Here is a 22,142-nt window from a genome sequence, read left to right as displayed (position 1 = left end):
CTAGCCGCACCGACGCCTAGAAATCGATCGCGATGCCCTTCTTCTCCCAATCGCCGTAACGGACGGGGTCACGTCCCAGCGGGTCCTCGGCCGGACGCTGCATCGGCTCGGGCGCGGGGACGGGCGTGTTCGGCGTCAGATATTCGGGCGGCTTCACGTTGTCGGGGCGCTTTCCCATGAACCGGCCTTTCGGATTGTACGCGTTGAGCGCCCGCGACATATGGGCCGGCATGAACCGCTTCAAGACGATCACCCACTTCCGCGCAGCGCACCGCTGATGGCGCGCGACATGACGCGCGCGGGCGAGCCGCTGGGTACCGCGCCCAGGCGTGCGGCGCTTCGCCTGCTCGACGCGGTGCTCCGGCGCGGCGAGGCGCTCGACGCCGCGCTGCCGCTCGCGACACGCGCGCTCCACGGCGGGCCCGACCGCGGCCTCGCCCACGCGATCGCCGCGGAAACGCTGCGGCGGCTGCCCGATCTCGACGCGCTGATCGATAGCGCCACGCGGCAGCGGCTGCCCGACGATGCCAAGGCGCGCTTCGTGCTGCGTATCGCGCTCGTCCAGGCGCTGTCGCTCGGCACGCCGCCGCACGCCGCGATCGCGACCGTGCTGCCGCTGATCGACGGCGGGCCGAAGCGGCTGGTACACGGCGTGTTCGGCACGCTGATGCGCCAGAACGCAGCGCTTCCCGAGCAGCCAACGCTGCCCGCGCACGTCGCGGCGCGCTGGCAAGCGCATTGGGGTGACGCGGTGGTGGCCGCGGCAGCGCACGCGATCGCGGTGCCGCCGCCGCTCGACCTGACGCTGCGCGCCGAAGACGTGGTGCACCCGGACGGTATGGCGCTCGCACCCGGTCACGTCCGGGTCGAGGGCGGCGACGTGCCCGGCCTCGCCGGCTACGACGCCGGTGGCTGGTGGGTGCAGGACATCGCCGCGACGATCCCAGCGCGGTTGATCGGACGGGGGACGGGCAAGGCGCTCGACCTGTGCGCAGCACCCGGCGGCAAGACGCTGCAACTCGCCGCCGCGGGCTGGCAGGTCGAAGCGGTCGACGTGTCGCAGACGCGCGCCGAGCGGCTGGGGCAGAACCGCGCGCGCACCGGGCTCGCCTTCGACGTGACGATCGCCGACGTGCTCGACTGGGCGCCGTCCGCGCCTGCGCAGGCGGTGCTGATCGATGCGCCGTGCAGCGCGACGGGCATCTTCCGCCGCCACCCCGACGTGCTCTACCGCGCGCACGACGCGGTGATCGCGGAGGCCGCGGCATTGCAGGCGCGCGTGCTCGATCGTGCCGCCGACTGGGTCGTGCCGGGCGGCACGCTCGTCTACGCCACCTGTTCGCTCGAGCCCGAGGAAGGCGAGGCGCAGCTCGACCGCTTCCTTGAGGCACGCAGCGATTACGCGATCGATCCGGCGCATCGCGACGAACTGCCGCAGGGGATTACCCCACACGAACGCGGCTACGTCCGCACGCTGCCGACGATGCTCGCGGACGCAGGCGGGTGCGACGGCTTCTTCGTCGCCCGGCTGCGTCGTGCTGGCGGATAGCGCACGCTGGCGGTGAAGGGCCGGGCACGCTAGGTGCGGGCACCATGCAGAAACCCGTCCGCATCGCGCCCTCGATCCTGTCCGCCGATTTCGCCAAGCTCGGCGAGGAGGTGCGCGCGATCGACGCCGCCGGCGCGGACTGGATCCACATCGACGTCATGGACGGGCATTTCGTCCCCAACATTTCGATGGGGCCGGCGGTGGTGAAGGCGATCCGCCCGCACACCGCGAAACCGTTCGACGTCCACCTGATGATCTCACCCGTGGACGCGTACCTCGACGCGTTCGCGGAAGCCGGCGCGGATACGATCACCGTCCACCCGGAGGCGGGGCCGCACATCCACCGCTCGCTCCAGCATATCAAGTCGCTCGGCAAGCGCGCGGGCGTCGTCCTGTGTCCGGGCACGCCCGCCAAGATGCTCGATTACCTGCTCGACATGGTCGACCTGGTCCTGGTGATGAGCGTCAATCCCGGTTTCGGCGGGCAGCATTTCATCGATAGTCAGCTGAAAAAGATCGCCGCGATCCGCAAGATGATCGACGCGAGCGGCCGCGACATCGACCTGGAAGTCGACGGCGGGATCGACCCCGACACTGCGCGCCGCGCGATCGACGCGGGAGCGGACGCGCTGGTCGCGGGCACCGCCACCTTCCGCGGCGGACCCGAGGCCTATGCCGCCAACATCCGGGCGATCCGCGGCGAATGAGCGACATGCGCGCCGACGAGCCCGGCGGCGGGCTTGGCGATCGTCAGGCGCGCGACACGATCGACGCCGGCCACCGCATGGTGCGCGCCGCCAGCGACGGCAGCGCGTCGCTCGGCCAGCGCCTCGTCGATTATTTCGACCGGCTGACATGGCGCACGCCGATCCACGACATGCGGTTGAAGGGCCGCTACCCACGCAAGCTCCTCGCGGTGCCGGCCGATCCACTGGCCGGCGACCCCGAGCGCGGCGAGGCGCTGACCGCGGGCTGGCTTGCCTGGGGCAACGAGTTTCGCGCGCTCGACGAGGTGACCTTCGCTTCCTCGATCGGCAGCACCTCCTTCGACGACCACGCGCAGAGCTTCGCCTGGCTGCGCGACCTGTGGGCGGCGCCCGACCGCGCCGCGGCGACGCGCACCGCGGAGATCCTGACGCAGCGCTGGCTCGCGGTGCACGGCGAGCGCGTGACCGAGCGTGGCTGGCGCCCCGATCTGTGGGGCCGGCGGATGCTGATGTGGACCGCGCACGCGCCGCTGCTCTTGTCCTCGACCGACCTGATCTATCGCAGCAGCGTGTTGAGCGCGATCGCGCGCGGCGCGCGCCACCTCGATCGCACCGCCGACAAGACGCCCGCAGGGGTGCGCCGGATCGCCGCCTGGTGCGGCGTGGTGGTCGCAGGATTGCTGATCCCCGGCGGCGACCCGCGCCGCGCCATCGGTGAGGCCGGGCTGGAGCGCGCGCTGGCGGTGTCGATCGGCGGCGACGGCGGGATCGCCAGCCGGTCCCCGCGCGACCAGTTGGACGCAATCGAGCTGCTCGCCGCCTTGCGCGCCGCCTATGACGCACGCCGGCTCGACCTGCCCGACGCGGTGTCGCAGGTGCTGGGGCGCAGCGTGTCGGCGCTGCTCGGCACGATGATGGGCGATGCCGGGCTGTCGAGCTGGCAGGGGGCGGGGCCAATCGCCGCGGACGAGGTGCAGGCGGTGTTGGCCGCCAGCCGCGTCGTGCGTCGCCCCCTGCGTCAGGCGAGTGACCGCGGTTATCAGCGGATCGCGGCCGCGCGCAGCGTGCTGGTGATGGACGCCGCACCCCCGCCGACCAGCCCCAGCGCCGCGGGCGCGTGCGCGTCGACGCTCGCCTTCGAGCTGTCGGACGGCGAGGAACGCGTGATCGTCAATTGCGGCGGTGCGCTGGCGGTCGCGGACGCGGCACTGGCAGCGGGGCTGCGCTCCACCGCGGCGCACTCGACCTTGGTGCTCGCCGACACCAACTCGACCGCGTTGTTGCCCGACGGATCGCTCGGCCGCGGGGTGAGCGAAGTCGATCTGTCGCGGCAGGAATCGGACGCGGGCAGCCGGATCGAGGCGCGGCACGACGGCTACGCGCGCCGTTTCGGCTTTCGCCACCACCGCACGCTGACGATGACCGGCGACGGGCTCGAGCTGCGCGGCGAGGATGCGCTATTGCCCGCGGGCAAGCGACAAGGCCGAAGCGCGGTGCCGTTCGCCGCGCGGTTCCACTTGGGCGCGGGTGTCGCGGTCGCCGCCAGCCCCGACGCGCAGGGGGCGACGCTGTCGACCCCGCAAGGCGCGCTGTGGCATTTCCGCGCGGCCGGCGGCACCGTGCGGATCGAGGACAGCGTATGGATCGACGCCGCGGGCGCAATCGTGCCGACGCATCAGATCGTGGTCGGCAGCAGCGCCGCGCCGGGCGGGGCGACGATAAGCTGGGTCTTGAAGCGCGCGCGCTGAACGGCCAAGGCGCCCGAAAATATAGGTAAGGCTATGACCAGCATCACGATCAAGCGCGCGCTTCTCTCCGTGTCCGACAAGACGGGGGTGGTCGATCTCGCCCGCGCGCTCGCCGGAAAGGGCGTCGAGCTCGTCTCGACCGGCGGCACCGCCAAGGCGCTGCGCGACGCCGGGCTTGACGTGCGCGACATCTCCGAGCTGACCGGCTTTCCCGAGATGATGGACGGGCGTGTCAAGACGCTCCACCCGATGGTCCACGGCGGCTTGCTCGCGGTGCGCGACGACGCGGGCCACGCGGCTTCGATGCAGGAACACGGCATCGGCGCGATCGACCTGGTGGTGGTCAACCTCTACCCGTTCGAGGCGACGGTCGCGAAGGGGGCCGAGCGCGACGAAGTGGTCGAGAACATCGACATCGGCGGGCCAAGCATGGTGCGATCGGCGGCGAAGAACCACGCCTATGTCGCGATCGTGACCGACCCGGCGGATTACGCGCTGGTGGCCGCGGGCGAGACGACGCTCGACGATCGCAAGCGATTGGCGGCGAAGGCTTTTGCGCTGACCGCGGCCTACGACGGCGCGATTGCGCGCTGGTTCGGGCAGGTCGATCAGGGCGCGGCGTTCCCCGACGTGCTGCCGTTGACGCTACGCCGCGCGGGCGACCCGTTGCGCTACGGCGAGAACCCGCATCAAGCCGCGGCCTTCTACGCTGCGAACGACGGCGTGTGCGGCATCGGCCAGGCGCGGCAGGTGCAGGGCAAGGCGCTCTCCTACAACAATTACAACGACGCCGACGCGGCGCTCGAGCTGGTGGCCGAGTTCCGCGACGCGGCGCCTACCTGCGTGATCGTCAAGCACGCCAATCCGTGCGGCGTCGCGACCGCGGCAACGCTGGAGGAGGCCTATGCGCAAGCGTTCGCGTGCGACACGGTGTCGGCGTTCGGGGGCATCATCGCGCTCAACCGCCGGCTCGACGCGGCGACCGCGAAGGCGATCACCGGCATCTTCACCGAAGTGGTGGTCGCGCCCGCCGCCGACGAGGAGGCGATCGCGCTGTTCGCCGCCAAGAAGAATTTGCGACTGCTGCTGACCGGCGAGCTGCCCGATGCAGCGCGCGGTGGGCTGTTCGCCAAGTCGATCGCGGGCGGCTGGCTGGTGCAGGGCCGCGACAACGGTGTCCTCACCGACGACATGCTCAAGGTCGTGACCAGGCGCCAGCCTACCGCGCAGGAGCTCGCCGACTGCCGCTTCGCCTGGACGATCGCCAAGCACATCAAGTCGAATGCGATCGTCTACGCCAAGGACGGCGCGACCGCGGGCGTCGGTGCGGGACAGATGAACCGGCTTGAATCGGCGCGCATCGCGGCGTGGAAGGCGAAGGACGCTGCCGACAAGGCGGGCTGGGCGAGCCCGCGCACGATCGGCTCGGCGGTCGCGTCCGACGCGTTCTTCCCGTTCGCCGACGGATTGCTGGCGGCGGTCGAGGCGGGTGCGACCGCGGTGATCCAACCCGGCGGCTCGATCCGCGACGATGAGGTGATCGCGGCGGCGGACGAAGCAGGGCTCGCGATGGTGTTCACCGGAATGCGCCACTTCCGCCACTGATCGAGAGGTGGATGACGGGAGCGGGTGCGCGTCCCCCTCTCGCCTTCGTCACCCTGGACTCGATCCGGGGTCCCGCTTCTTTCGCGTCGGGGCCGAGGTCAGATCGTGACGCCGCCCTCCTTGGGCAGCGTCGCTTCCTCCGCCTTGGGCATCTTGGTGAACAGCGCCCGGTCCTCGGGCCCGAAGGCGTAGCGCCAGATCATCCACAGATAGACCGCCGCGGTCGCGGGGATGCCGATCGCGAGCTGGACCGCACGATACCCGGGCGGCAGCAGCGTGAACGCGGCGCCTACCAGCCCCGCCGCCACCGCTGCCCAGGCGAGCGGCCAACGCAGCGGCGACACCGAACGGCCCAGCATCCCGCGCAGCACGCGCGCCTTGATCACCGAGGTCAGCAGCAGCGTCACCATCAGCGCGACCGGCGCGCCCGCGGCCTGTTCGGTCAGCCCGAACCCCGCCGCCCGCATCCCCAGCACGAACGCGAGCGACAGCGCGACCTGCACGCCGAGCATCGTCGCCGAGATGACGAGGTTGCGGTGCCGCGCCATGTAGACGAGCGCGGACTCACTCACCGCGCCGGTCGAGGCGAACACCTCGGCGAACAACAGGAACACCATCGCCGCGGCCCCGCTCTCGAATTGCGCGCCGACCGAGGCCATCACCGCCTTGCGCGGGATCGACGCCATTAGTGCCAGGCATAATTGCGCGGCGATGATCCAGAAGGCGACCTGCCGCACCTGCCGCGCGATCGCGCCGAAATCGCGCCGCGCCAGGCTCTGCGTCACCACGGGTCCCAGGATCGGGTCGAAGCTGGTCTTCAACTTCTGCGGCAGGCTCGCGATCTGCTGCGCCATGTAATAGATGCCGACCACGCCCGGCGCGAACAGCAGGCCGAGCACGATGCGGTCGACGTTGCGGCTGCCCCATTCGAGCGCATCGGCGCCCGCGAGCGGCGCATTGGCGCGCGCCAGCTGGAACAACCCGCGCAACTGCGGCGACCAGCCGGTCGGCAGCCCGTAGCTGCGCACCAGCGGCACCACGCTCGCGATCAGCGCCGCGACCATCGAAGCGACGTAGGACAGGATCAGCCCGTCGCGCAGCGTGAAGAAGGAGAAAGCGTAAGCCGCGCCCGACAGCGTCCACGGCTCCACCACCGCGCGCGCGGTGACGCTCGCCTTCACGTCGTGGCGATAGGCGAGTGCCGCCAGACTCACGTCGGACAAGGCGGGCGCGAGGATGATCAGCGGAAAGAAACGGTCGAGCCCGGTGATCCAGCTATTGGGGTACATCAACTGCGGAAACGCGCACAGCAAGGCGCTCGCGCACAGCGATACGATCAACGCGACGCTCAGCGCGTCGGCGACGACGGCATTGTGGGGCCGATCGGTGGAACTGAGCGCCTGCGCCAGCCCGCGCTTCAACCCCAAAGTCGCGATCAGCGCGGCGAGTTCGACCACCACCACCGCGATCGCAAACCGCCCGACCAGCGCCGCGCCGTACAGATGCCCGGCGATGAACAGGAACGGGATGCGCGCACCCAGCCGCAGCACGAACCCCGCCACGTTGGTGCGCCCACCCTTGGCGAGCGCGGCGATGTCACGGCTGTCGTCCATCTAAGCCTTAAGGCTCCAGATGCTGCGCGATCCTTCCTTGCGTAAGGCAAGCTTCCCGGTGCGGCGAAGCTGATCCGCCGCCCAGCGCATGTCGTATTGCCATGTATAGAAAGCATCACCTGCCTGCCGCAGGTCGTCTTCATGGCGCAACCAGATATGCTTAGCTACGTCGATGATCTTGGCCTCTCCGCCTAGCTCACCGAGTGACTCACGCACCCAAAGCTGCATCTGCTCACGATACATTCAAGCGCCCCCTCAATGCGCCGCTCCCCAGCTCGCCCCCGTGCCGATCTCGACGCCGAGTGGCACGTCGAGCGTGACCGCGGGCTCGGCGGCGGTCGCCATGACGTGCTCGATCACGCCGCGTGCCGCCTCGACCTCGCCCTCGGCCACCTCGAACACCAGTTCGTCGTGGACCTGGAGCAGCATGTACGTATTCGCGAGGCCCGCGGCGGCGAGTGCGGGTTCCATCCGCACCATCGCGCGCTTGATGATGTCGGCGCTGGTTCCCTGGATCGGCGCGTTGATCGCGGCGCGCTCGGCGCCCTGGCGCTCGTTCTGCACCTTGCTGCGGATGCGCGGGAAGTGCGTCTTGCGCCCGAACAGCGTGGTCGTGAAGCCGTGCTCGCGCACGCCCGTCAGCGTTTCCGCGATGTAGCGGTTGATGCCGGGGAAGCGATCAAAATAGCGGTCGATCATCGCTTGCGCCTCGTCCGCCGAGATGTCGAGCCGGCCGGCGAGCCCCCAGCGGCTGATGCCGTAAAGGATCGCGAAGTTGATCGTCTTGGCGCGCGCGCGGTTGTCGCGCGTCACCTCGCCGAACAGCTCCTGCGCGGTCAGGCTGTGGATGTCGTCGCCGTTCGCGAACGCCTGCTTCAAGGCAGGCACGTCGGCCATGTGCGCGGCCAAACGCAGCTCGATCTGCGAGTAATCGGCGGCGAGGATGACGTGCCCGGGCTTTGCTACGAACGCGTCGCGGATCTGGCGGCCGACCTCCTGCCGAATCGGGATGTTCTGCAAATTCGGGTCGGACGACGACAGCCGTCCCGTCTGCGCGCCGGTCAGCGAGTAGCTGGTGTGGACGCGGCCCGTGTCGGCGTTGATCTGTTCCTGCAACGTGTCGGTGTAGGTGTTCTTGAGCTTGGTGAGCCCGCGCCAGTCGAGCACGCGGCGCGCGATCTCCGCGCCCGCCGACTCCTTGTCCGCGGCGAGGCGTTCGAGTTCGTTGACGTCGGTCGAATAAACCCCGCTCTTGCCCTTGCGCCCGCCTTTCAGGCCCAGCCGCTCGAACAGCACGTCGCCCAGTTGCTTGGGGCTGCCAATCGTAAACGCGCCGCCCGCCAGGTCGTGGATCACCGTTTCCAGTCCGGCGATCTGCGTCGTGAAGTCGGCCGAGAGCGCCGCCAGCCGCTCGCGGTCGACGGTGATGCCGCGCTGCTCCATGCGCGCGATGACGGGGACGAGCGGGCGGTCGACCATCTCGTAGACGCGGGTGGCGCTCTCCGCGGGCAGACGCGGCTTGAATCGCCGCCACAGCCGGAGCGTCACGTCGGCGTCCTCCGCGGCGTAGCGGGTCGCGGCTTTCAGATCGACCTCGTGGAAGCCGAGCGCCTTCTTGCCCGTCCCGACCACGTCCTTGTAGGCGATGCATGAATGCTGGAGGTGCGTCGCGGCGAGCTCGTCCATGCCGTGACCGTGCAGTCCCGCATCGAGATCGAAGCTCATCACGATCGTGTCGTCGATGGGCGCGATCGTCACCGCACCCAGCCCGGCGGCGGCGTAGGCGCGGTCGAGCACGATCAGGTCGTACTTGAAATTGTGCCCGACCTTGAGGACGCCCGCGTCTTCCAGGAGTGGCTTGAGCTTGCCCAGCACCAGCGCGGCGTCGAGCTGTGCCGGGCGCTCGGCGAACATGTCGCTGCCGCCGTGTCCTATCGGAACATAGCAGGCGCGGTTGGGGGCGAGCGCGATCGAGATGCCGACCAGCGTCGCGGCCATCGGGTCCTTGCCCGTCGTCTCGGTATCGAGCGCGACCCAGCCCTGATGATGCGCGGCGGCGATCCATTCGCCGAGCTTCACCTCGTCGACGACCGTCTCGTAGCCGTCGTGGTTGCACGCGGGTTCGTCGTCGAACTGGACGCCGGGCACCTTCGCCTCCGGCGTCGGTGCATCGGCGACCTGCCCGAGCCGCGACAGCAGCGACTTGAAGCCGTGATGTTCGAGGAAGGCGCGCAAGGGCGCCTCGGGGATGCCCTTGAGCGCCAGATCCTCCAGCGGCTCGGGCAGCGGCACGTCGCAGGCGAGCTCGACCAGCCGCCTCGACAGCCGCGCATTGTCGGCGTGTTCGAGCAGATTGTCCTTCAACTTGCTCTTCTTCATCTCGGGCGCCGCCGCCAGCACGCCCTCGACGTCGCCGAACTCCTGGATCAGCTTGGCCGCGGTCTTGGGGCCGACGCCGGGGACGCCGGGCACGTTGTCGACCGAATCGCCCATCAGCGCCAGCACCTCGCCGACCTTCTTGGGCGGCACGCCGAACTTCGCCTCGACATCCGCCTCGCCCAGCCGGCGGTTGGCCATCGTGTCGAGCATGTCGAGGCTGCCGTCCTCGACCAATTGCATCAGATCCTTGTCGGAGGAGACGATCGTCACCTGCCACCCTTGCGCCAACGCCGCCTTGGCGTAGCTGGCGATCAGGTCGTCGGCCTCCCACCCCTGTTCCTCGATGCACGGCAGCGAGAAGGCGCGGGTCGCGTCGCGGATCATGGGAAATTGCGGCACCAGATCCTCGGGCGGCGGCGGGCGGTGTGCCTTGTAACCGTCGTACATCTCGTTGCGGAACGTGACCGACGATTTGTCGAGAATGACCGCCATGTGCGTCGGGCCGTCGGCCTTGTGCAGGTCGTCCGCCAGCCGCCACAGCATCGAGGCATAACCGTAGACCGCGCCGGCCGGCTCGCCATGCTTGTTGGTGAGCGGCGGCAGGCGGTGATAGGCGCGGAAGATGTAGCCCGAACCGTCGACGAGGTAGAGATGCGGCATGGACGGCACTTAGGCGGTTTCGCGTGGCAGCGAAACAGGTGCGGCGCGATGGTGCCACGGCGTGGCGGATCGGCAACGCGGGCCGGCGGTTCGCCCAACTCACAGCCGCCACCCCGGATCAGGTCCGGGATGACGGGAAGGGGATCAGCCGTCGCTCGCGTCTTCGCTGACCGCCCCGGCGACCCGGCCACCGGTGAGCGCAGCGCAGACGTTCTGGATCAACTGCTGGCGTACGCGCATCGGCGTGCGCGTGTCACCGATCATCACCGCGACCGCGTAGCGCTTGCCGTCGGGTGCGGTCAGCAGGCCGACGTCGTTGAACCCGGCATTGCGCCCGGCGAGTTCCTGTCCCGTGCCGGTCTTGTGCGCGATCTTCCATCCCGCAGGCAGCGCGGCACGCAGACGCGCGCGGCCCGTCACCGACGCGCCCATCGTGTCGAGCATGACGCGGGTCGAGGTTTCGCTCAGCAACTCGCCGCGCGCCAGCCGCGCGAGCGCGTCGGCGATCGCGAGCGGGGCCGCGCCATCGGGCGGATTGTCGATGTAGCGCTGCATCGCCGCGGCGCGCACCTCGGGCGACAGTCGCGCGCGCGCCGCCTCGAACCCGCGGCCCATCGCCATCGACTGGTTCCAGGTGAGCCCGGCGGTACCGCTCTGTAGCAGCCGTTCGCCCGGGCCGAAGCGGATCGCGCCCAGTTGATGCTGCGCGATGAACGCGCGCACCGCGCTCGGTCCCCCGACCAGCGTGAGCAGCCGGTCGTTGGCGGTGTTGTCGCTCTGCGTCAGCGCGCGCGTCAGCAGCCCCATGACGGTGGTACGATACCCTTCGCCGCGCACCAGACTGGCGATCGGCTGGTGGAACAAGGTCAGGTCCTGTGCGGTGACGAGCACCGGATCGTCGAGCCTGAGCTTGCCCTCGTCACGCTGCGACAGCACGGTGAGCGCGACCCACAGCTTGCTGACGCTCTGCTGCGGCAGGCTTAGCGCGCCGCCGCGCTGCACCGTCCAGCCGTCGTCGACCGCGCGGATCGCGGCACCCGCCTTGCCGGGGAACTCGCCGATCAACCGGTCGACCTCGGCACGCAGGCGGGCGGGCGCGGCGTTCGTCACCGGCAGCGGACGCGTCGCAGGAACGGACAAGCTGACGATCGGCGCGGCATATGCCTGCGTCTCGGCCGCGAGCGGCGCGCGGCCGCCGGGGTTCGGCACCACCCCGCCGCTGCACGCCGCCATCAGCGACAGCGCCGCCGCCCCGAAAACCCCACCGTTACGCATTCTTGACCAAACCTCGCCCGCTCCGCGATCGTTGCCCCGAGCAGAACCCGCTCGGCAATGGCCCGCCCGCACGATTGCGACCATTCACCCGATCCGCAAGACGAGATGTTGTGACGTCCGACCGTGCACGCAAGCCGGCGGCAGCGACAAGCACCTGACGCGGCTCGCTTTTCACGGCACCAGCACGGTATCGACCGCTTGCGGGAGCGTGTCGGGATAGTCGAGCGTGAAATGCAACCCGCGACTTTCGTGGCGGTGAAGCGCGGAGCGGACGATCAGGTCGGCGGTCTGGATCAGGTTGCGCAGCTCGATCAGGTCAGGCGTCACGCGGAAATGGCCGTAATGCTCCTCGACTTCTTGCGTGAGCAGGTCGATGCGCCGCTTGGCGCGCTGCAGCCGCTTGGTGGTGCGCACGATGCCGACGTAATTCCACATGAAGCGGCGGATCTCGGTCCAGTTCTGCTTGATCACCACCTCCTCGTCCGAATCGGTGACGCGGCTCTCGTCCCATGGCCGGATCGCGGGCACAGCAGGCAGCGTGTCCCAGCATGCCGCGATGTGGCGCGCCGCCGCCTCGCCGTAGACGAAACATTCGAGCAGCGAGTTGGAGGCGAGGCGGTTGGCGCCGTGCAGCCCGCTCTCGGTACATTCGCCCGCCGCGTACAGCCCGGGCAAATCGGTGCGACCGTCGCGGTCGACCACGATCCCGCCGCAGGTGTAATGCTGCGCCGGCACGACCGGGATCGGCTGCACCGTCATGTCGATGCCTAGCCCCAGCAACTTCTCCTGTATGTTGGGGAAATGCTCGCGCACGAAATCCGCCGGCTGGTGGCTGATGTCGAGGTGGACACAGTCGAGGCCGTAGCGCTTGATCTCCGCGTCGATCGCGCGCGCCACCACGTCGCGTGGCGCAAGCTCCATCCGCTCGGGATCGTAATAGGCCATGAAACGCTTGCCCGTCGCCGGGTTGATCAGCCGCCCGCCCTCGCCGCGCACCGCCTCGGTGATCAGGAAGTTCTTGACCTCCAGATTGTAGAGGCAGGTCGGGTGGAACTGCATCATCTCCATGTTGGAGATGCGGCAACCCGCGCGCCACGCCATCGCGATGCCGTCGCCGGTCGCGCCCCTGGGCGCGGTGGAGAACAGATAGGTGCGCCCCGCCCCGCCGGTCGCCAGGATCGTCGCGCGCGCGGTGTGGAGCTCGACCGTCCCCGACGCGCGGTCGAGCGCGTAGACGCCCCAAACGTTGCCCGCGCCCGAGTAACGCTCCTCGTGCCGGCTGGTGGCGAGGTCGACCGCGCAGCGGTCGGGCAAGAGCGTGATATTCGGGTGCGCCTCCGCCGCGCGCTGCAGCGCTTCCTGCACCGCCCAGCCGGTCGCATCCGCGACGTGGACGATGCGGCGGTGCGAGTGGCCGCCCTCGCGCGTCAGGTGGAGCGCGCCCGCTTCCTCGGCGAACGGCACGCCCAGTGCGCGCAGCCGCGCGATCGCCTCCGGCGCCTCGCCGACAACGAACTCGACCACGTCGCGGTCGTTCAACCCCGCGCCCGCGACCATCGTGTCCTCGACATGGTTGGCGAAGGTGTCGCCGGGTTCGAGCACCGCAGCGATCCCGCCCTGCGCCCAGGCGGTCGAGCCTTCGTTGAGCGCGCCTTTTGCGAGCACGGTGACGCGGAAGCGATCGGCGAGGTTGAGCGCCGCGGTGAGGCCCGCCGCGCCGGAACCGACGATCAGCACGTCGCTGCCCGCCACGCTCACGCGCCGGCTCCGACGCGCGAAAGGTCACAAAGGTCGCACCTACGCGCGTGCGTGCGTGCGCGCGTCGGCGGGGTGAACACGATCGAGGAGGCGAGCGGATGCATGGCGCAGGTCTGTGCACCAAGTGATTGACGTAGGACAGTCCCGGCGTGGTCGTTCAGCCGATCCGCTCGTCAACTCTCCTCCCTCACCCGGGAGGGGAGAAGATGCAGTCAGGCTGGGCAATCCGCGCACCAGCGGCTAGTCGGCGAGCGTGAAACGGGAGAAACGCATGTCCGCCTCGAACGTCGCCACACGCGACATCGCCTGGCCGCTGACGCTCGCCGCGGCGACGATCCTCGGCACGCTCGCGACCGCGTGCATGATGCCGTTCGTCGGATTGGCGGTGATCGCGGCGGCGACGATGCGGACGCCCGCGATGCTGGTGACGATCCTCGGCGCGTGGGGTGTGAACCAGATCCTCGGCTTCGGCCTGCTCGGCTATCCGCTCGACGGCTACGCGCTCGCCTGGGGCGTGGCGCTGGGAGTGGCGAGCGTCGCAGCGGGACTGTTCGCGCGCGCCGCCTTCGCGGGCGACGTCACACTGCCACGCGCGCTGGCGGTGTTCGCGGCGGCGTTCGTGCTCGACGAAGCGCTGCTCTACGCGTTTGCGCTCGCGGTCGGCGGGACGGGCACCTTCACCCCCGCGATCATCCTGCGCCTGTTCGCCAACGATGCACTGTGGTGCGGCGTGCTGGCCGCGCTCCACGTGGTCCTGATGCGCGCGGCGCCGCGCTGGTACGCGGCCGCGCCGCGCGCCGCATGAGCGCTCCCTTGCGCGTCGTCTCGCTGCTGCCGAGCGCGACCGAGATCGCGGTGGCGGTGGGCTTAGGCGAACAGTTGCTCGGGCGCAGCCACGAGTGCGACTTTCCGCGCTTCGTCGGCGACCTGCCGGTGCTGACCTCGACCAAGCTGGAGAAGGGGCTGACGTCGCTGGAGATCGACGTGCGCGTGCAGGAGATCGTGCGCCAGGGCCTGTCGGTCTACGCGGTCGATACCGAGCGGCTACGCGCCATCCGCCCCGACGTGATCCTGACGCAGTCGCAGTGCGCGGTCTGCGCGGTGACGCCCGCCGACCTGGTCGACGCGCTCGACCAATGGACGGGTACGCAGCCGGTGCTGGTGTCGCTCGCCCCCGACGACCTGTCGGACGTGTGGGGCGATTTCGCGCGCGTCGGGCAGGCGACCGGGCGCGAGGCAGAGGCCGCGGCGGCGGTCGCGGCACTCAAGGAGCGGATGGCGGCGCTCGAGGCACGCGTCGCGGCCTCCGGCGAGCGGCCGACCGTCGCCTCGATCGAGTGGACCGAGCCGCTGATGGCGGCGGGAAACTGGGTGCCCGAGCTGGTCAGGATCGCGGGCGGCGAGCCGCTGTTCGCCGCCGCCGGGCAGCATTCGCCGTGGCTGGAATGGGACGCGCTGGCCGAGGCCGATCCCGACGTGATCGTGATGATGCCGTGCGGTTACCAGATTCCGCAAACGATGCGTGAGCTGGGGCCGGTCGTGAACCATCCGCGCTGGCGCGACCTGAAGGCGGTGCGCGACAACCGCGTGTTCGTCGCCGACGGGCACCATTTCTTCAACCGCCCGGGCCCGCGGCTGGTCGAGTCGGCGGAAATCCTAGCGGCCTGCATCGACCCCGCCGAGCGGCGCGACGCGGGGGAAGGTTGGGTGCGGCTCGGCTGATCGAGACCGCCCCCGCGCCCTAGCCCGCGTTGGCGGCGCGGGTGAGGCTCAGGAACACGTCCTCCAGGTCGGCTTCCTTGGTGGTCACGTCGACGATACCGAGCCCGTCCCGCTGCACCGCGGCGAGCACCTCGCCCGCGTTTACGCGGTCCTTGGAATAAGTGATCTCGAGCGTGCGGGTACCCTTGAGCACGATCTTCTCGAAGCACGACGCGTCGGGGAGATCGGCGACGTCGCGGTCGACCGTCACCGCGACCACCTTCTCCTGCGCCTTGCCGACCAGCTCGGCGGTGGGCTCGTTGGCGATGACGCGGCCGCCGTTGATGATCGCGATCCGGTCGCAGAGTTCCTCGGCTTCCTCGAGATAGTGCGTCGTCAACACCACCGTTACTCCGGCGTCGTTGAGGCTGCGCACGTAGGTCCAGAGTTGCTGGCGCAGCTCGATGTCGACGCCCGCGGTCGGCTCGTCGAGGACGAGCACGGGAGGCTGGTGGACCATCGCCTTCGCCACCATCAACCGCCGCTTCATGCCGCCCGACAGCGTGCGCGCATAGGCCTTCGCCTTGTCCTCCAGGTGCACCGCGCGCAGCAGCTCCATCGAACGGCGTTCGCGCTTGGGCACGCCGTAGAGCCCCGCCTGGATTTCCAGCGTCTCGATCGGCGTGAAGAAGGGATCGAACAGGATCTCCTGGTTGACGATCCCGATCGACGCCTTGGCGTTGCGCGGATGCTGGTCGATGTCGAACCCCCAGATCGCGGCGGTGCCGCTGGTCTTGTTCACGAGGCCGGCCAGGATGTTGATCAGCGTCGACTTGCCCGCGCCGTTGGGGCCGAGCAGCCCGAACACGCTGCCGCGCGGCACGTCAAAGGTGACGCCGTCGAGCGCGCGCTTTTCCGCCGCACCCGGGCCGGGCGCAGCGTAAGTCTTGCACAGGTTCTGGATCGAGATCGCGGCTTCACTGGTCATGGCTGGCGCGGTACGCCGATCGCAGGCTGCGCGCTAGGCGATGATTGCGAGTCGCGCGCGTGCTTGCTAACGCGCAGGTCATGCATCCGCCGCTCGAAGTCGTCCGTGTCTCGCAACCCCGCGTCGCCTGCGATGGCGCCAGCGACATTCCCGGCGGTGCGGGGCTCGGTCACCCGCGCATCTACCTTCAGATCGACGAGCATGGCTACGTCGACTGCGGCTATTGCGACCGCCGCTTCGTGCTGATCGGCGGTCCGGCGGACGGCGTCGATCAGGGCACGCTGCCCGACATCCACGAAGGGTCTAACCCCGACGTGCATTGAGCGGCCGACGTTTCGAGTGCGTGGGCCGGCTTTGCCAATGCGCTGCGCCGTCCTATCTAGGACGCATGACCGCACTCGACCCCCGCTCGTTCCTGTACCGCGACTCGCTCGACCCCGACGCGGCAAAGGCGCTGACCGCCGACGCGCTGGCGAAGGCCGACGACGGTGAGTTGTACCTCCAATATCGCAAGGCCGAGGCGTTCGGCTTCGACGATGGGCGGCTGAAAACCGCGAGCTACGACACCAACGCGGGCTTCGGCCTGCGCGCCGTGTCGGGCGAGATGACCGCGTTTGCGCACGCCAATGAACTCAGCGAGGCCGCGATCAAGCGCGCCGCGGAGACGATGGCGCTGATCGACCCTTCGGCGAGCGGGAAGGCGCAGCCGCCGCGCAGCACCAACCGCCACCTCTACACCGACGCCGATCCGCTCGACCTCGTGCCCTTCGCCGACAAGGTGAACCTGTGCCAGACGATCGACGCCGCGGCGCGCGCGCGCGATCCGCGCGTTGCGCAGGTGTCGGTCGGGCTGTCGGGCACGTGGAGCGTGGTCGAGATCGTCCGCGCCGACGGCTTCGTCGCGACCGACGTGCGCCCGCTCGTCCGCCTCAACGTCTCGATCGTGGTCGAGCAGAACGGCCGGCGCGAGACGGGCACGTTCGGGATGGGCGGTCGCTACCTCTACGATCAATTGTTCGAGCCGGCGGCGTGGAACCGCGCGGTCGACGAGGCGCTGCGCCAGGCTCTCGTCAACCTCGACTCGGTCGCCGCGCCCGCCGGCGAGATGACGGTGCTGCTCGGGCCGGGCTGGCCCGGCATCGTGCTGCACGAGGCGATCGGCCACGGGCTGGAAGGCGACTTCAACCGCAAGGGCACCAGCGCCTTTTCCGGCCGGATCGGCGAGCAGGTCGCGGCGCGCGGCGTCACCGTAGTCGACGACGGCTCGATCGCCGACCGCCGGGGCTCGCTGTCGATCGACGACGAGGGCACGCCGACCTCGGAGACGATCCTGATCGAGGACGGATTCCTAAAAGGTTACATGCAGGACCGCCTCAATGCGCGGCTGATGGGGGTCGAGCCGACCGGTAACGGCCGCCGCGAAAGCTTCGCGCACGCGCCGATGCCGCGCATGACCAACACGTTCATGAAGGCGGGCAAGGACGATCCCGCCGAGCTGCTGTCGCGGGTCAAGCGCGGCATCTTCGCGCAATCCTTCGGCGGCGGGCAGGTCGACATTGTGTCGGGCAAGTTCGTCTTCTCGTGCACCGAGGCGTATCTGGTCGAGAACGGCCGCATCGGCGCGCCGATCAAGGGCGCAACGCTGATCGGCGATGGACCGAGCGTGCTGACCAAGGTCGAAGGCGTCGGCAACGATTTCGCGCTCGACGAAGGCATCGGCATGTGTGGCAAGGGCGGGCAGAGCGTGCCCGCGGGCGTGGGTCAGCCGACGCTGTTGATCGGCGGGCTGACGGTGGGCGGCACCGCGACCTAAGCGGTGCCGATCAGAACGTCGATCGCGCCGATGATCCGATAGCTCTCGTCCGCGAGCGAGGTGACGCGCGCTCGTAGCTCCGCGGTGCGGAGCGTCGCGGCGAGTTGCGCGACCAGCACGAGTCGCTCGCCGTTGATGTCAAATTCAGGATTGATGCGCGCGTTCGGTCCCGGCCCCTCTCCTCGCGGGAGTAATGGTAGTACGAAGCGGGTGCCGATGTCGCTCAGGAAGTCCGCCTGGCAATCAACGACCATCGAGCCGTCATTCAGGCGGTAGACGTCGAAGCGCGCCACTCAGAACATCCTGTACTTTTCCAGTGGCAGTTCATTTTCCTCGACCCACTTGCGGTGCGCTTCGATCCAGGCGCGATTCTCTTCCCGCCACTTCGCATCAAGCGCTTCCTTGGCCGCATTCCTTAACGCGGCTTCGCTGACTTGCGACAGGTTTACGCCGGCCTCGCGGGCTGCCGCGACGACGCCGGTGTCGATCGACATATTGACTGACTTGCGCTTGCCCGAGGCGATCGGATCGTGTCTCATGCCGATAAGCTATGCGCATGGATGATGCGCGTCAACGTGAGGCATTTGCCATGGAGTTCTTTCCCGCGCTCACCCCGGAACACCGCGCGTTCGTCGTGAAACAGCCGGTATTCTTCGTCGCCACCGCGGCGGCGGGCACGCGGATCAACCTCAGCCCCAAGGGCATGGACAGCTTCCGCGTGCTGGACGATCGCACCGTTGCCTATCTCGACGTCGCGGGATCGGGGAACGAAACCAACGCGCACCTGATCGCCGACGGACGCATTACGATCATGTTCTGCGCCTTCGACAATCCCGCGCTGATCTTCCGCATCTACGGCCGCGGTCGGCCGGTGCTGCCGCAGGACGACGATTGGGCTGCGCTCGCGGCGCATTTCACGCTGCTGCCCGGTACGCGGCAGATCTTCGTCGTCGAGGTGCAGCAGGTGCAGACCTCGTGCGGCTGGGGCGTGCCGCACATGACGTTCGAGCGCTCGCGCGAGACGCTCAACAAATATCACGCGACGCAAGACGACCAGACCCGCTTCGCCAAATATGCGCAGCGCACTACCAGCATCGACGGGTTGCCGGTGCGCAACCCGACGGTCCCCGCGTAATGGCGCTGGTCGAACTCGGTCGCTTCGACCGCAATCTCGCCAACATCATCGTCGGTCGGCTCGAAGCGGAAGGGATCGACGCGGTTGCGTTCGACACCGGCGCATCGATCGCCGACGGCAGCTGGCTGCTGATTCCCGCGCGCGTGATGGTGGATGAGGACGATCTGTTGCGCGCAAAGCGGTTGGTCGATCCTGCCTAATTATTAGGCAGAACTGCGCTTTCACTGCCCATTAATTACCGGATCACTGCCCGCGAAGTAGCAATATATCGCCCGCGTCCGCTTGGCGGTTGGTTGGCACGCGGTTTGCTATGCCTCTTCTCGCTACAGGGAAGGGGGCGCGATGAAGCTGGTCATTGCCATCATCAAACCGTTCAAGCTCGACGAGGTGCGCGAGGCGCTCACCGCGATCGGCGTGGCGGGCATGACGGTGTCCGAAGTGAAGGGGTTCGGTCGCCAGAAGGGGCAGACCGAAATCTACCGCGGCGCCGAATACAGCACCAACATGGTGCCCAAGATCAAGATCGAGGTCGTGTGCGCGAGCCAGATGGCCGACCGTGTCGTGGAAGCGGTGCAGGCCGCCGCCAACACCGGCGCGATCGGTGACGGCAAGATCTTCGTGCTCGAGGTCGGACAGGCGGTGCGCATCCGCACCGGCGAAACCGACGACACCGCACTCTGACGGGGGTTGGGGAATGAAGCGATCGATGGAACGTACCGGATTGCGGGGCATCGGCCTCGCGGGCGCGGGGCTGGCGCTCGTCGCCGCGCTGCCCGCCTGGGCGCAGGACGCGGCACTACAGGCGCCCGCCGCAGCGGCGACCGCGACCGTCAACAAGGGCGATACCGCGTGGATGCTGACCAGCACTTTGCTGGTCATGATGATGATCCTGCCCGGCCTTGCGCTCTTCTACGGCGGGCTGACGCGTACCAAGAACATGTTGTCGACGATGACGCAGATCGGCGCGGTCGCGTGTCTCGCCATGCTGATTTGGGTGATGTGGGGCTACACGCTCGCCTTCGGTGACGGCGGCAACGATTTCGTCTCCGGGCTGGGCAAGGCGTTCCTCGCCGGCGTCACTTCGGAGAGCACGGCGGCGACCTTTACGCAGGGCGTGGCGATCCCCGAATATGTCTTTGTCTGCTTCCAGATGACCTTTGCCGCCATCACCGTCGCGCTGGTGCTGGGCTCGATGGTCGAGCGGATCAAATTCTCCGCCGTCATGGTCTTCGCCGCGATCTGGCTGACGATCGTCTATTTTCCGATTGCGCACATGGTGTGGGCATCGGGCGGGCTGTTCTTCAAGATGGGCGCGCTCGACTTCGCCGGTGGCACCGTGGTGCACATCAACGCCGGTGTCGCCTCGCTCGTCGCCGCGCTGATCCTCGGCAAGCGGATCGGTTACCCGACCGAGCGGATCGTGCCGCACTCGCTGACGATGACAGGCATCGGCACCGGGCTTCTGTGGGTCGGCTGGTTCGGGTTCAACGCCGGCTCCGCGCTGGAGGCGAACGGCTCGGCCGGGCTGGCGATGATCAACACCTTTGTCGCGACCGCGTCGGGTGCCTTGTTCTGGATGCTGGCCGAGCGGTTGAACGGTCACAAGGGCTCGGCGCTGGGCTTCTGTTCGGGCGTGGTCGCGGGGCTTGTCGCGGTGACCCCGGCGGCGGGTAATTCGGGGCCGTTCGGCGCGATCGTGCTCGGCGCGGTCGCCTCGGTGATCTGCTTCTACGCCGTGTCGGTGGTGAAGCCGAAGCTCGGCTACGACGATGCGCTCGACGCCTTCGGGGTCCACGGCGTCGGCGGGATCGTCGGCGCGATCGGCACCGCGATCGTGTACGCCCCCTCACTCGGCGGGCCGGGCAAGCCCGATTATGACATGGCGCACCAGTTGATCGTCCAGGTCGAGGCGGTGGTCACCACCATCATCTGGACCGGCGTCGGCACCGCGGTCGCGATGCTCGCCGCGCGCGCGCTGACCGGATTGCGCGTCGCCCCCGATGTCGAGCGTGAGGGTCTCGACCTCGGCGAGCACGGTGAGCGCGCCTACAATTACTGACGGTTTTCGGGCGCGGGCCCGGTCCTGATCCTGGCCCCCGCGCCCATCACGATGTTCCTCCTGCGGACAAACACCTATGGCCCGGTACGGCGACGTACCGGGCTCTTTTTTTGCTGCACGCATGGGCGTGAGGCCTCCCGCGAGGAGCCAGCGGATGTTCACGGTGGTGCCGCCATCTCGGCGGCGGTCTGCACGTGAGCACGCAGGGTTAGGACCGCCGCGGCGCGCCCCACCTCCGCTTCGACGGCTCAGCGCTTCGACGTTACGCTCGCCCGATCACGCCGCGGGCAGCGCGATCTCGAACATGGTCGGCCACAGCTTGCCGGTGACGAACAGGCGACGCTTGCCCGCGTCCCAGGCGATCCCGTTGGCGACCGCTTCCGGGTTGGTCGCACCGACCTCGGCGACGATCGCGCGCAGGTCGACGATCGCGGTGACGTGGCCGTTCGCCGGATCGATCCGCACCAGGAACGGCGCGTGCCAGACGTTGGCGAGGATCGCGCCGTCGACCCATTCGAGCTCGTTGATCTGCGTGATCGGTCGACCGTTCAGGGTCACGTCGAGCCGGCGCTGCTCGGCGAAGGTGACGGGATCGTGGAAGGTGAGCGTCGCCGACCCGTCCGAGCGGATCAGCGCGCGTCCGTCGCTGGTCAGCCCCCAGCCCTCGCCGGTGTAGCGCGCGGTACCGAGCGGCTTGAGCGTGCGCGCCGACCAGCGATGCGCGATCCCGTCGTGCCAGGTCAGGCTGACCAGCCGGTCCTTGTAGGCCGCCAGCCCCTCGCCGAACTGCGCCGGCGGAATAGCGACGCGTGTCGTCACTTTGCCGGTGGCCAGATCGACGCGGCGCACGTCGGAGCGCCCCTCGAGCCCGACGCTCTCGTACAAAGCGCCGTCGTGCCAGACGAGCCCTTCGGTAAAGGCCTGCGCGTCATGGGGGAAGCGGGCGACGACGCGCGGGGTGAGCAGCGGCGGGCGCGCGCTGACCGGCGCGGCGGCTGCACCACCGGCCGGGGGCGCAGCGGTCGCGGCTGGCTGTTGCGGCTGGGCAGCGTCGGGCGCGCGCAGCGCGAGCGCGGCACCGGCGCCAGCGAGTGCGGCCGTGGGAAGAACCAACCAACGCAGCGTCATGCCTGCCACCTTGCCCTGTTCGTG

The 22,142-nt window shown here is 69.1% G+C and carries 22 protein-coding genes; 12 read left to right on the top strand and 10 right to left on the bottom strand.

All coding sequences use genetic code 11. The annotated features are described in order from the left end of the window. Positions 1 to 16: 16 nt before the first annotated feature. Positions 17 to 178 carry a DUF1674 domain-containing protein gene (locus tag Q0579_RS05220; protein WP_083925808.1) on the bottom strand — a complete coding sequence of 54 codons (162 nt, stop codon included), beginning with the start codon at positions 176 to 178 and terminating at the stop codon, positions 17 to 19. A gap of 99 nt (positions 179 to 277) precedes the next feature. Between Q0579_RS05220 and Q0579_RS05215 the strand changes: the two genes are divergently transcribed. The 4 genes from Q0579_RS05215 to purH are packed head-to-tail and all read left to right on the top strand — an operon-like array spanning position 278 to position 5,609. Then, positions 278 to 1,549 (top strand): RsmB/NOP family class I SAM-dependent RNA methyltransferase, encoded by a 1,272-nt coding sequence (locus tag Q0579_RS05215; protein ID WP_298809883.1) that lies wholly within the window; start codon positions 278 to 280, stop codon positions 1,547 to 1,549. A gap of 44 nt (positions 1,550 to 1,593) precedes the next feature. Next, the gene (gene rpe, locus Q0579_RS05210; protein WP_298809881.1) at positions 1,594 to 2,256 is read left to right on the top strand and encodes a ribulose-phosphate 3-epimerase; all 663 of its coding nucleotides are present in this window, start codon (positions 1,594 to 1,596) and stop codon (positions 2,254 to 2,256) included. Beyond that, positions 2,253 to 4,004, top strand: coding sequence for a heparinase II/III family protein (locus Q0579_RS05205; RefSeq protein WP_298809880.1), 1,752 nt, complete (start codon positions 2,253 to 2,255; stop codon positions 4,002 to 4,004). Before rpe ends, Q0579_RS05205 begins: the two co-directional genes overlap by 4 nt. A 33-nt stretch (positions 4,005 to 4,037) precedes the next feature. After that, positions 4,038 to 5,609, top strand: a complete 1,572-nt coding sequence (gene purH, locus Q0579_RS05200; protein WP_298809878.1) for a bifunctional phosphoribosylaminoimidazolecarboxamide formyltransferase/IMP cyclohydrolase — start codon at positions 4,038 to 4,040, stop codon at positions 5,607 to 5,609. 98 nt (positions 5,610 to 5,707) lie between these two features. Here the strand turns inward: purH and Q0579_RS05195 are convergent, their stop codons facing one another. The 5 genes from Q0579_RS05195 to nadB form a co-directional block, all read right to left on the bottom strand. Continuing rightward, on the bottom strand, positions 5,708 to 7,222 hold the full coding sequence (locus Q0579_RS05195) for an oligosaccharide flippase family protein (protein WP_298809876.1): 1,515 nt from the start codon (positions 7,220 to 7,222) through the stop codon (positions 5,708 to 5,710). Next, on the bottom strand, positions 7,223 to 7,465 hold the full coding sequence (locus Q0579_RS05190; RefSeq protein WP_298809873.1) for a hypothetical protein: 243 nt from the start codon (positions 7,463 to 7,465) through the stop codon (positions 7,223 to 7,225). It lies immediately after the preceding gene. Positions 7,466 to 7,477: 12 nt separating this feature from the next. Continuing rightward, positions 7,478 to 10,261 (bottom strand): DNA polymerase I, encoded by a 2,784-nt coding sequence (gene polA, locus Q0579_RS05185; protein WP_298809871.1) that lies wholly within the window; start codon positions 10,259 to 10,261, stop codon positions 7,478 to 7,480. Positions 10,262 to 10,405: 144 nt separating this feature from the next. Further along, positions 10,406 to 11,536: a serine hydrolase gene (locus tag Q0579_RS05180; protein ID WP_298809869.1), complete on the bottom strand. Its 1,131-nt coding sequence runs from the start codon at positions 11,534 to 11,536 to the stop codon at positions 10,406 to 10,408. 171 nt (positions 11,537 to 11,707) lie between these two features. Then, positions 11,708 to 13,288: an L-aspartate oxidase gene (gene nadB, locus Q0579_RS05175; RefSeq protein WP_298809950.1), complete on the bottom strand. Its 1,581-nt coding sequence runs from the start codon at positions 13,286 to 13,288 to the stop codon at positions 11,708 to 11,710. Positions 13,289 to 13,565: 277 nt separating this feature from the next. Here nadB and Q0579_RS05170 point away from each other — a divergent pair, with 277 nt between their 5' ends. Both Q0579_RS05170 and Q0579_RS05165 read left to right on the top strand, forming a co-directional pair. Then, complete coding sequence (locus Q0579_RS05170) at positions 13,566 to 14,099, top strand: hypothetical protein (RefSeq protein WP_298809866.1); 534 nt, start codon at positions 13,566 to 13,568, stop codon at positions 14,097 to 14,099. Next, positions 14,096 to 15,016: a cobalamin-binding protein gene (locus Q0579_RS05165; protein ID WP_298809865.1), complete on the top strand. Its 921-nt coding sequence runs from the start codon at positions 14,096 to 14,098 to the stop codon at positions 15,014 to 15,016. Before Q0579_RS05170 ends, Q0579_RS05165 begins: the two co-directional genes overlap by 4 nt. A gap of 19 nt (positions 15,017 to 15,035) precedes the next feature. Here the strand turns inward: Q0579_RS05165 and Q0579_RS05160 are convergent, their stop codons facing one another. Beyond that, positions 15,036 to 15,983, bottom strand: a complete 948-nt coding sequence (locus tag Q0579_RS05160; protein ID WP_298809860.1) for an ABC transporter ATP-binding protein — start codon at positions 15,981 to 15,983, stop codon at positions 15,036 to 15,038. 80 nt (positions 15,984 to 16,063) lie between these two features. Here Q0579_RS05160 and Q0579_RS05155 point away from each other — a divergent pair, with 80 nt between their 5' ends. Beyond that, entirely contained in the window at positions 16,064 to 16,306 is a 243-nt protein-coding gene (locus tag Q0579_RS05155) for a zinc-finger domain-containing protein (protein WP_298809857.1), read from the top strand. A 65-nt stretch (positions 16,307 to 16,371) separates the two neighbouring features. Then, positions 16,372 to 17,796, top strand: a complete 1,425-nt coding sequence (gene tldD, locus Q0579_RS05150; RefSeq protein WP_298809854.1) for a metalloprotease TldD — start codon at positions 16,372 to 16,374, stop codon at positions 17,794 to 17,796. Here the strand turns inward: tldD and Q0579_RS05145 are convergent. Both Q0579_RS05145 and Q0579_RS05140 read right to left on the bottom strand, forming a co-directional pair. Further along, on the bottom strand, positions 17,793 to 18,089 hold the full coding sequence (locus tag Q0579_RS05145; protein ID WP_298809851.1) for a CcdB family protein: 297 nt from the start codon (positions 18,087 to 18,089) through the stop codon (positions 17,793 to 17,795). The genes tldD and Q0579_RS05145 overlap by 4 nt on opposite strands. Further along, a complete protein-coding gene (locus Q0579_RS05140) occupies positions 18,090 to 18,335 on the bottom strand; it encodes a type II toxin-antitoxin system CcdA family antitoxin (protein WP_298809848.1) in 246 nt (81 codons plus the stop codon). A 50-nt stretch (positions 18,336 to 18,385) separates the two neighbouring features. Between Q0579_RS05140 and Q0579_RS05135 the strand changes: the two genes are divergently transcribed. The 4 genes from Q0579_RS05135 to Q0579_RS05120 all read left to right on the top strand — a co-directional run bounded on the left by Q0579_RS05135 (position 18,386) and on the right by Q0579_RS05120 (position 20,990). After that, positions 18,386 to 18,931: a pyridoxamine 5'-phosphate oxidase family protein gene (locus tag Q0579_RS05135; RefSeq protein WP_298809846.1), complete on the top strand. Its 546-nt coding sequence runs from the start codon at positions 18,386 to 18,388 to the stop codon at positions 18,929 to 18,931. Further along, complete coding sequence (locus Q0579_RS05130; RefSeq protein WP_298809845.1) at positions 18,931 to 19,131, top strand: DUF2007 domain-containing protein; 201 nt, start codon at positions 18,931 to 18,933, stop codon at positions 19,129 to 19,131. Before Q0579_RS05135 ends, Q0579_RS05130 begins: the two co-directional genes overlap by 1 nt. Before the next feature lie 142 nt (positions 19,132 to 19,273). Continuing rightward, complete coding sequence (locus Q0579_RS05125; RefSeq protein WP_219769185.1) at positions 19,274 to 19,612, top strand: P-II family nitrogen regulator; 339 nt, start codon at positions 19,274 to 19,276, stop codon at positions 19,610 to 19,612. Between the two features lie 25 nt (positions 19,613 to 19,637). Next, on the top strand, positions 19,638 to 20,990 hold the full coding sequence (locus tag Q0579_RS05120) for an ammonium transporter (protein WP_298809841.1): 1,353 nt from the start codon (positions 19,638 to 19,640) through the stop codon (positions 20,988 to 20,990). 276 nt (positions 20,991 to 21,266) lie between these two features. On the opposite strand, the gene Q0579_RS05115 is transcribed toward Q0579_RS05120, so the two are convergent. Continuing rightward, a complete protein-coding gene (locus Q0579_RS05115) occupies positions 21,267 to 22,118 on the bottom strand; it encodes a glutaminyl-peptide cyclotransferase (RefSeq protein ID WP_298809839.1) in 852 nt (283 codons plus the stop codon). Between the last annotated feature and the right edge of the window lie 24 nt (positions 22,119 to 22,142).

It is taken from the genome of uncultured Sphingomonas sp. (genome assembly GCF_936927845.1).
Taxonomy (GTDB): domain Bacteria; phylum Pseudomonadota; class Alphaproteobacteria; order Sphingomonadales; family Sphingomonadaceae; genus Sphingomonas.
This window is presented reverse-complemented; position numbering and strand designations above follow the sequence as displayed.

Excerpts from the sequence above, each read along its gene's own strand:
- Q0579_RS05180 (WP_298809869.1), bottom strand. The coding sequence starts at position 11,536 with ATGCGTAACGGTGGGGTTTTCGGGGCGGCGGCGCTGTCGCTGATGGCG.
- Q0579_RS05165 (WP_298809865.1), top strand. The coding sequence starts at position 14,096 with ATGAGCGCTCCCTTGCGCGTCGTCTCGCTGCTGCCGAGCGCGACCGAG.
- Q0579_RS05170 (WP_298809866.1), top strand. The coding sequence starts at position 13,566 with ATGTCCGCCTCGAACGTCGCCACACGCGACATCGCCTGGCCGCTGACG.
- Q0579_RS05135 (WP_298809846.1), top strand. The coding sequence starts at position 18,386 with ATGGAGTTCTTTCCCGCGCTCACCCCGGAACACCGCGCGTTCGTCGTG.
- Q0579_RS05115 (WP_298809839.1), bottom strand. The coding sequence starts at position 22,118 with ATGACGCTGCGTTGGTTGGTTCTTCCCACGGCCGCACTCGCTGGCGCC.
- Q0579_RS05160 (WP_298809860.1), bottom strand. The coding sequence starts at position 15,983 with ATGACCAGTGAAGCCGCGATCTCGATCCAGAACCTGTGCAAGACTTAC.
- Q0579_RS05120 (WP_298809841.1), top strand. The coding sequence starts at position 19,638 with ATGGAACGTACCGGATTGCGGGGCATCGGCCTCGCGGGCGCGGGGCTG.
- Q0579_RS05140 (WP_298809848.1), bottom strand. The coding sequence starts at position 18,335 with ATGAGACACGATCCGATCGCCTCGGGCAAGCGCAAGTCAGTCAATATG.
- Q0579_RS05220 (WP_083925808.1), bottom strand. The coding sequence starts at position 178 with ATGGGAAAGCGCCCCGACAACGTGAAGCCGCCCGAATATCTGACGCCG.
- Q0579_RS05125 (WP_219769185.1), top strand. The coding sequence starts at position 19,274 with ATGAAGCTGGTCATTGCCATCATCAAACCGTTCAAGCTCGACGAGGTG.
- Q0579_RS05155 (WP_298809857.1), top strand. The coding sequence starts at position 16,064 with ATGCATCCGCCGCTCGAAGTCGTCCGTGTCTCGCAACCCCGCGTCGCC.
- Q0579_RS05195 (WP_298809876.1), bottom strand. The coding sequence starts at position 7,222 with ATGGACGACAGCCGTGACATCGCCGCGCTCGCCAAGGGTGGGCGCACC.
- tldD (WP_298809854.1), top strand. The coding sequence starts at position 16,372 with ATGACCGCACTCGACCCCCGCTCGTTCCTGTACCGCGACTCGCTCGAC.
- Q0579_RS05215 (WP_298809883.1), top strand. The coding sequence starts at position 278 with ATGGCGCGCGACATGACGCGCGCGGGCGAGCCGCTGGGTACCGCGCCC.
- Q0579_RS05190 (WP_298809873.1), bottom strand. The coding sequence starts at position 7,465 with ATGTATCGTGAGCAGATGCAGCTTTGGGTGCGTGAGTCACTCGGTGAG.
- Q0579_RS05130 (WP_298809845.1), top strand. The coding sequence starts at position 18,931 with ATGGCGCTGGTCGAACTCGGTCGCTTCGACCGCAATCTCGCCAACATC.
- polA (WP_298809871.1), bottom strand. The coding sequence starts at position 10,261 with ATGCCGCATCTCTACCTCGTCGACGGTTCGGGCTACATCTTCCGCGCC.
- purH (WP_298809878.1), top strand. The coding sequence starts at position 4,038 with ATGACCAGCATCACGATCAAGCGCGCGCTTCTCTCCGTGTCCGACAAG.
- rpe (WP_298809881.1), top strand. The coding sequence starts at position 1,594 with ATGCAGAAACCCGTCCGCATCGCGCCCTCGATCCTGTCCGCCGATTTC.
- Q0579_RS05205 (WP_298809880.1), top strand. The coding sequence starts at position 2,253 with ATGAGCGACATGCGCGCCGACGAGCCCGGCGGCGGGCTTGGCGATCGT.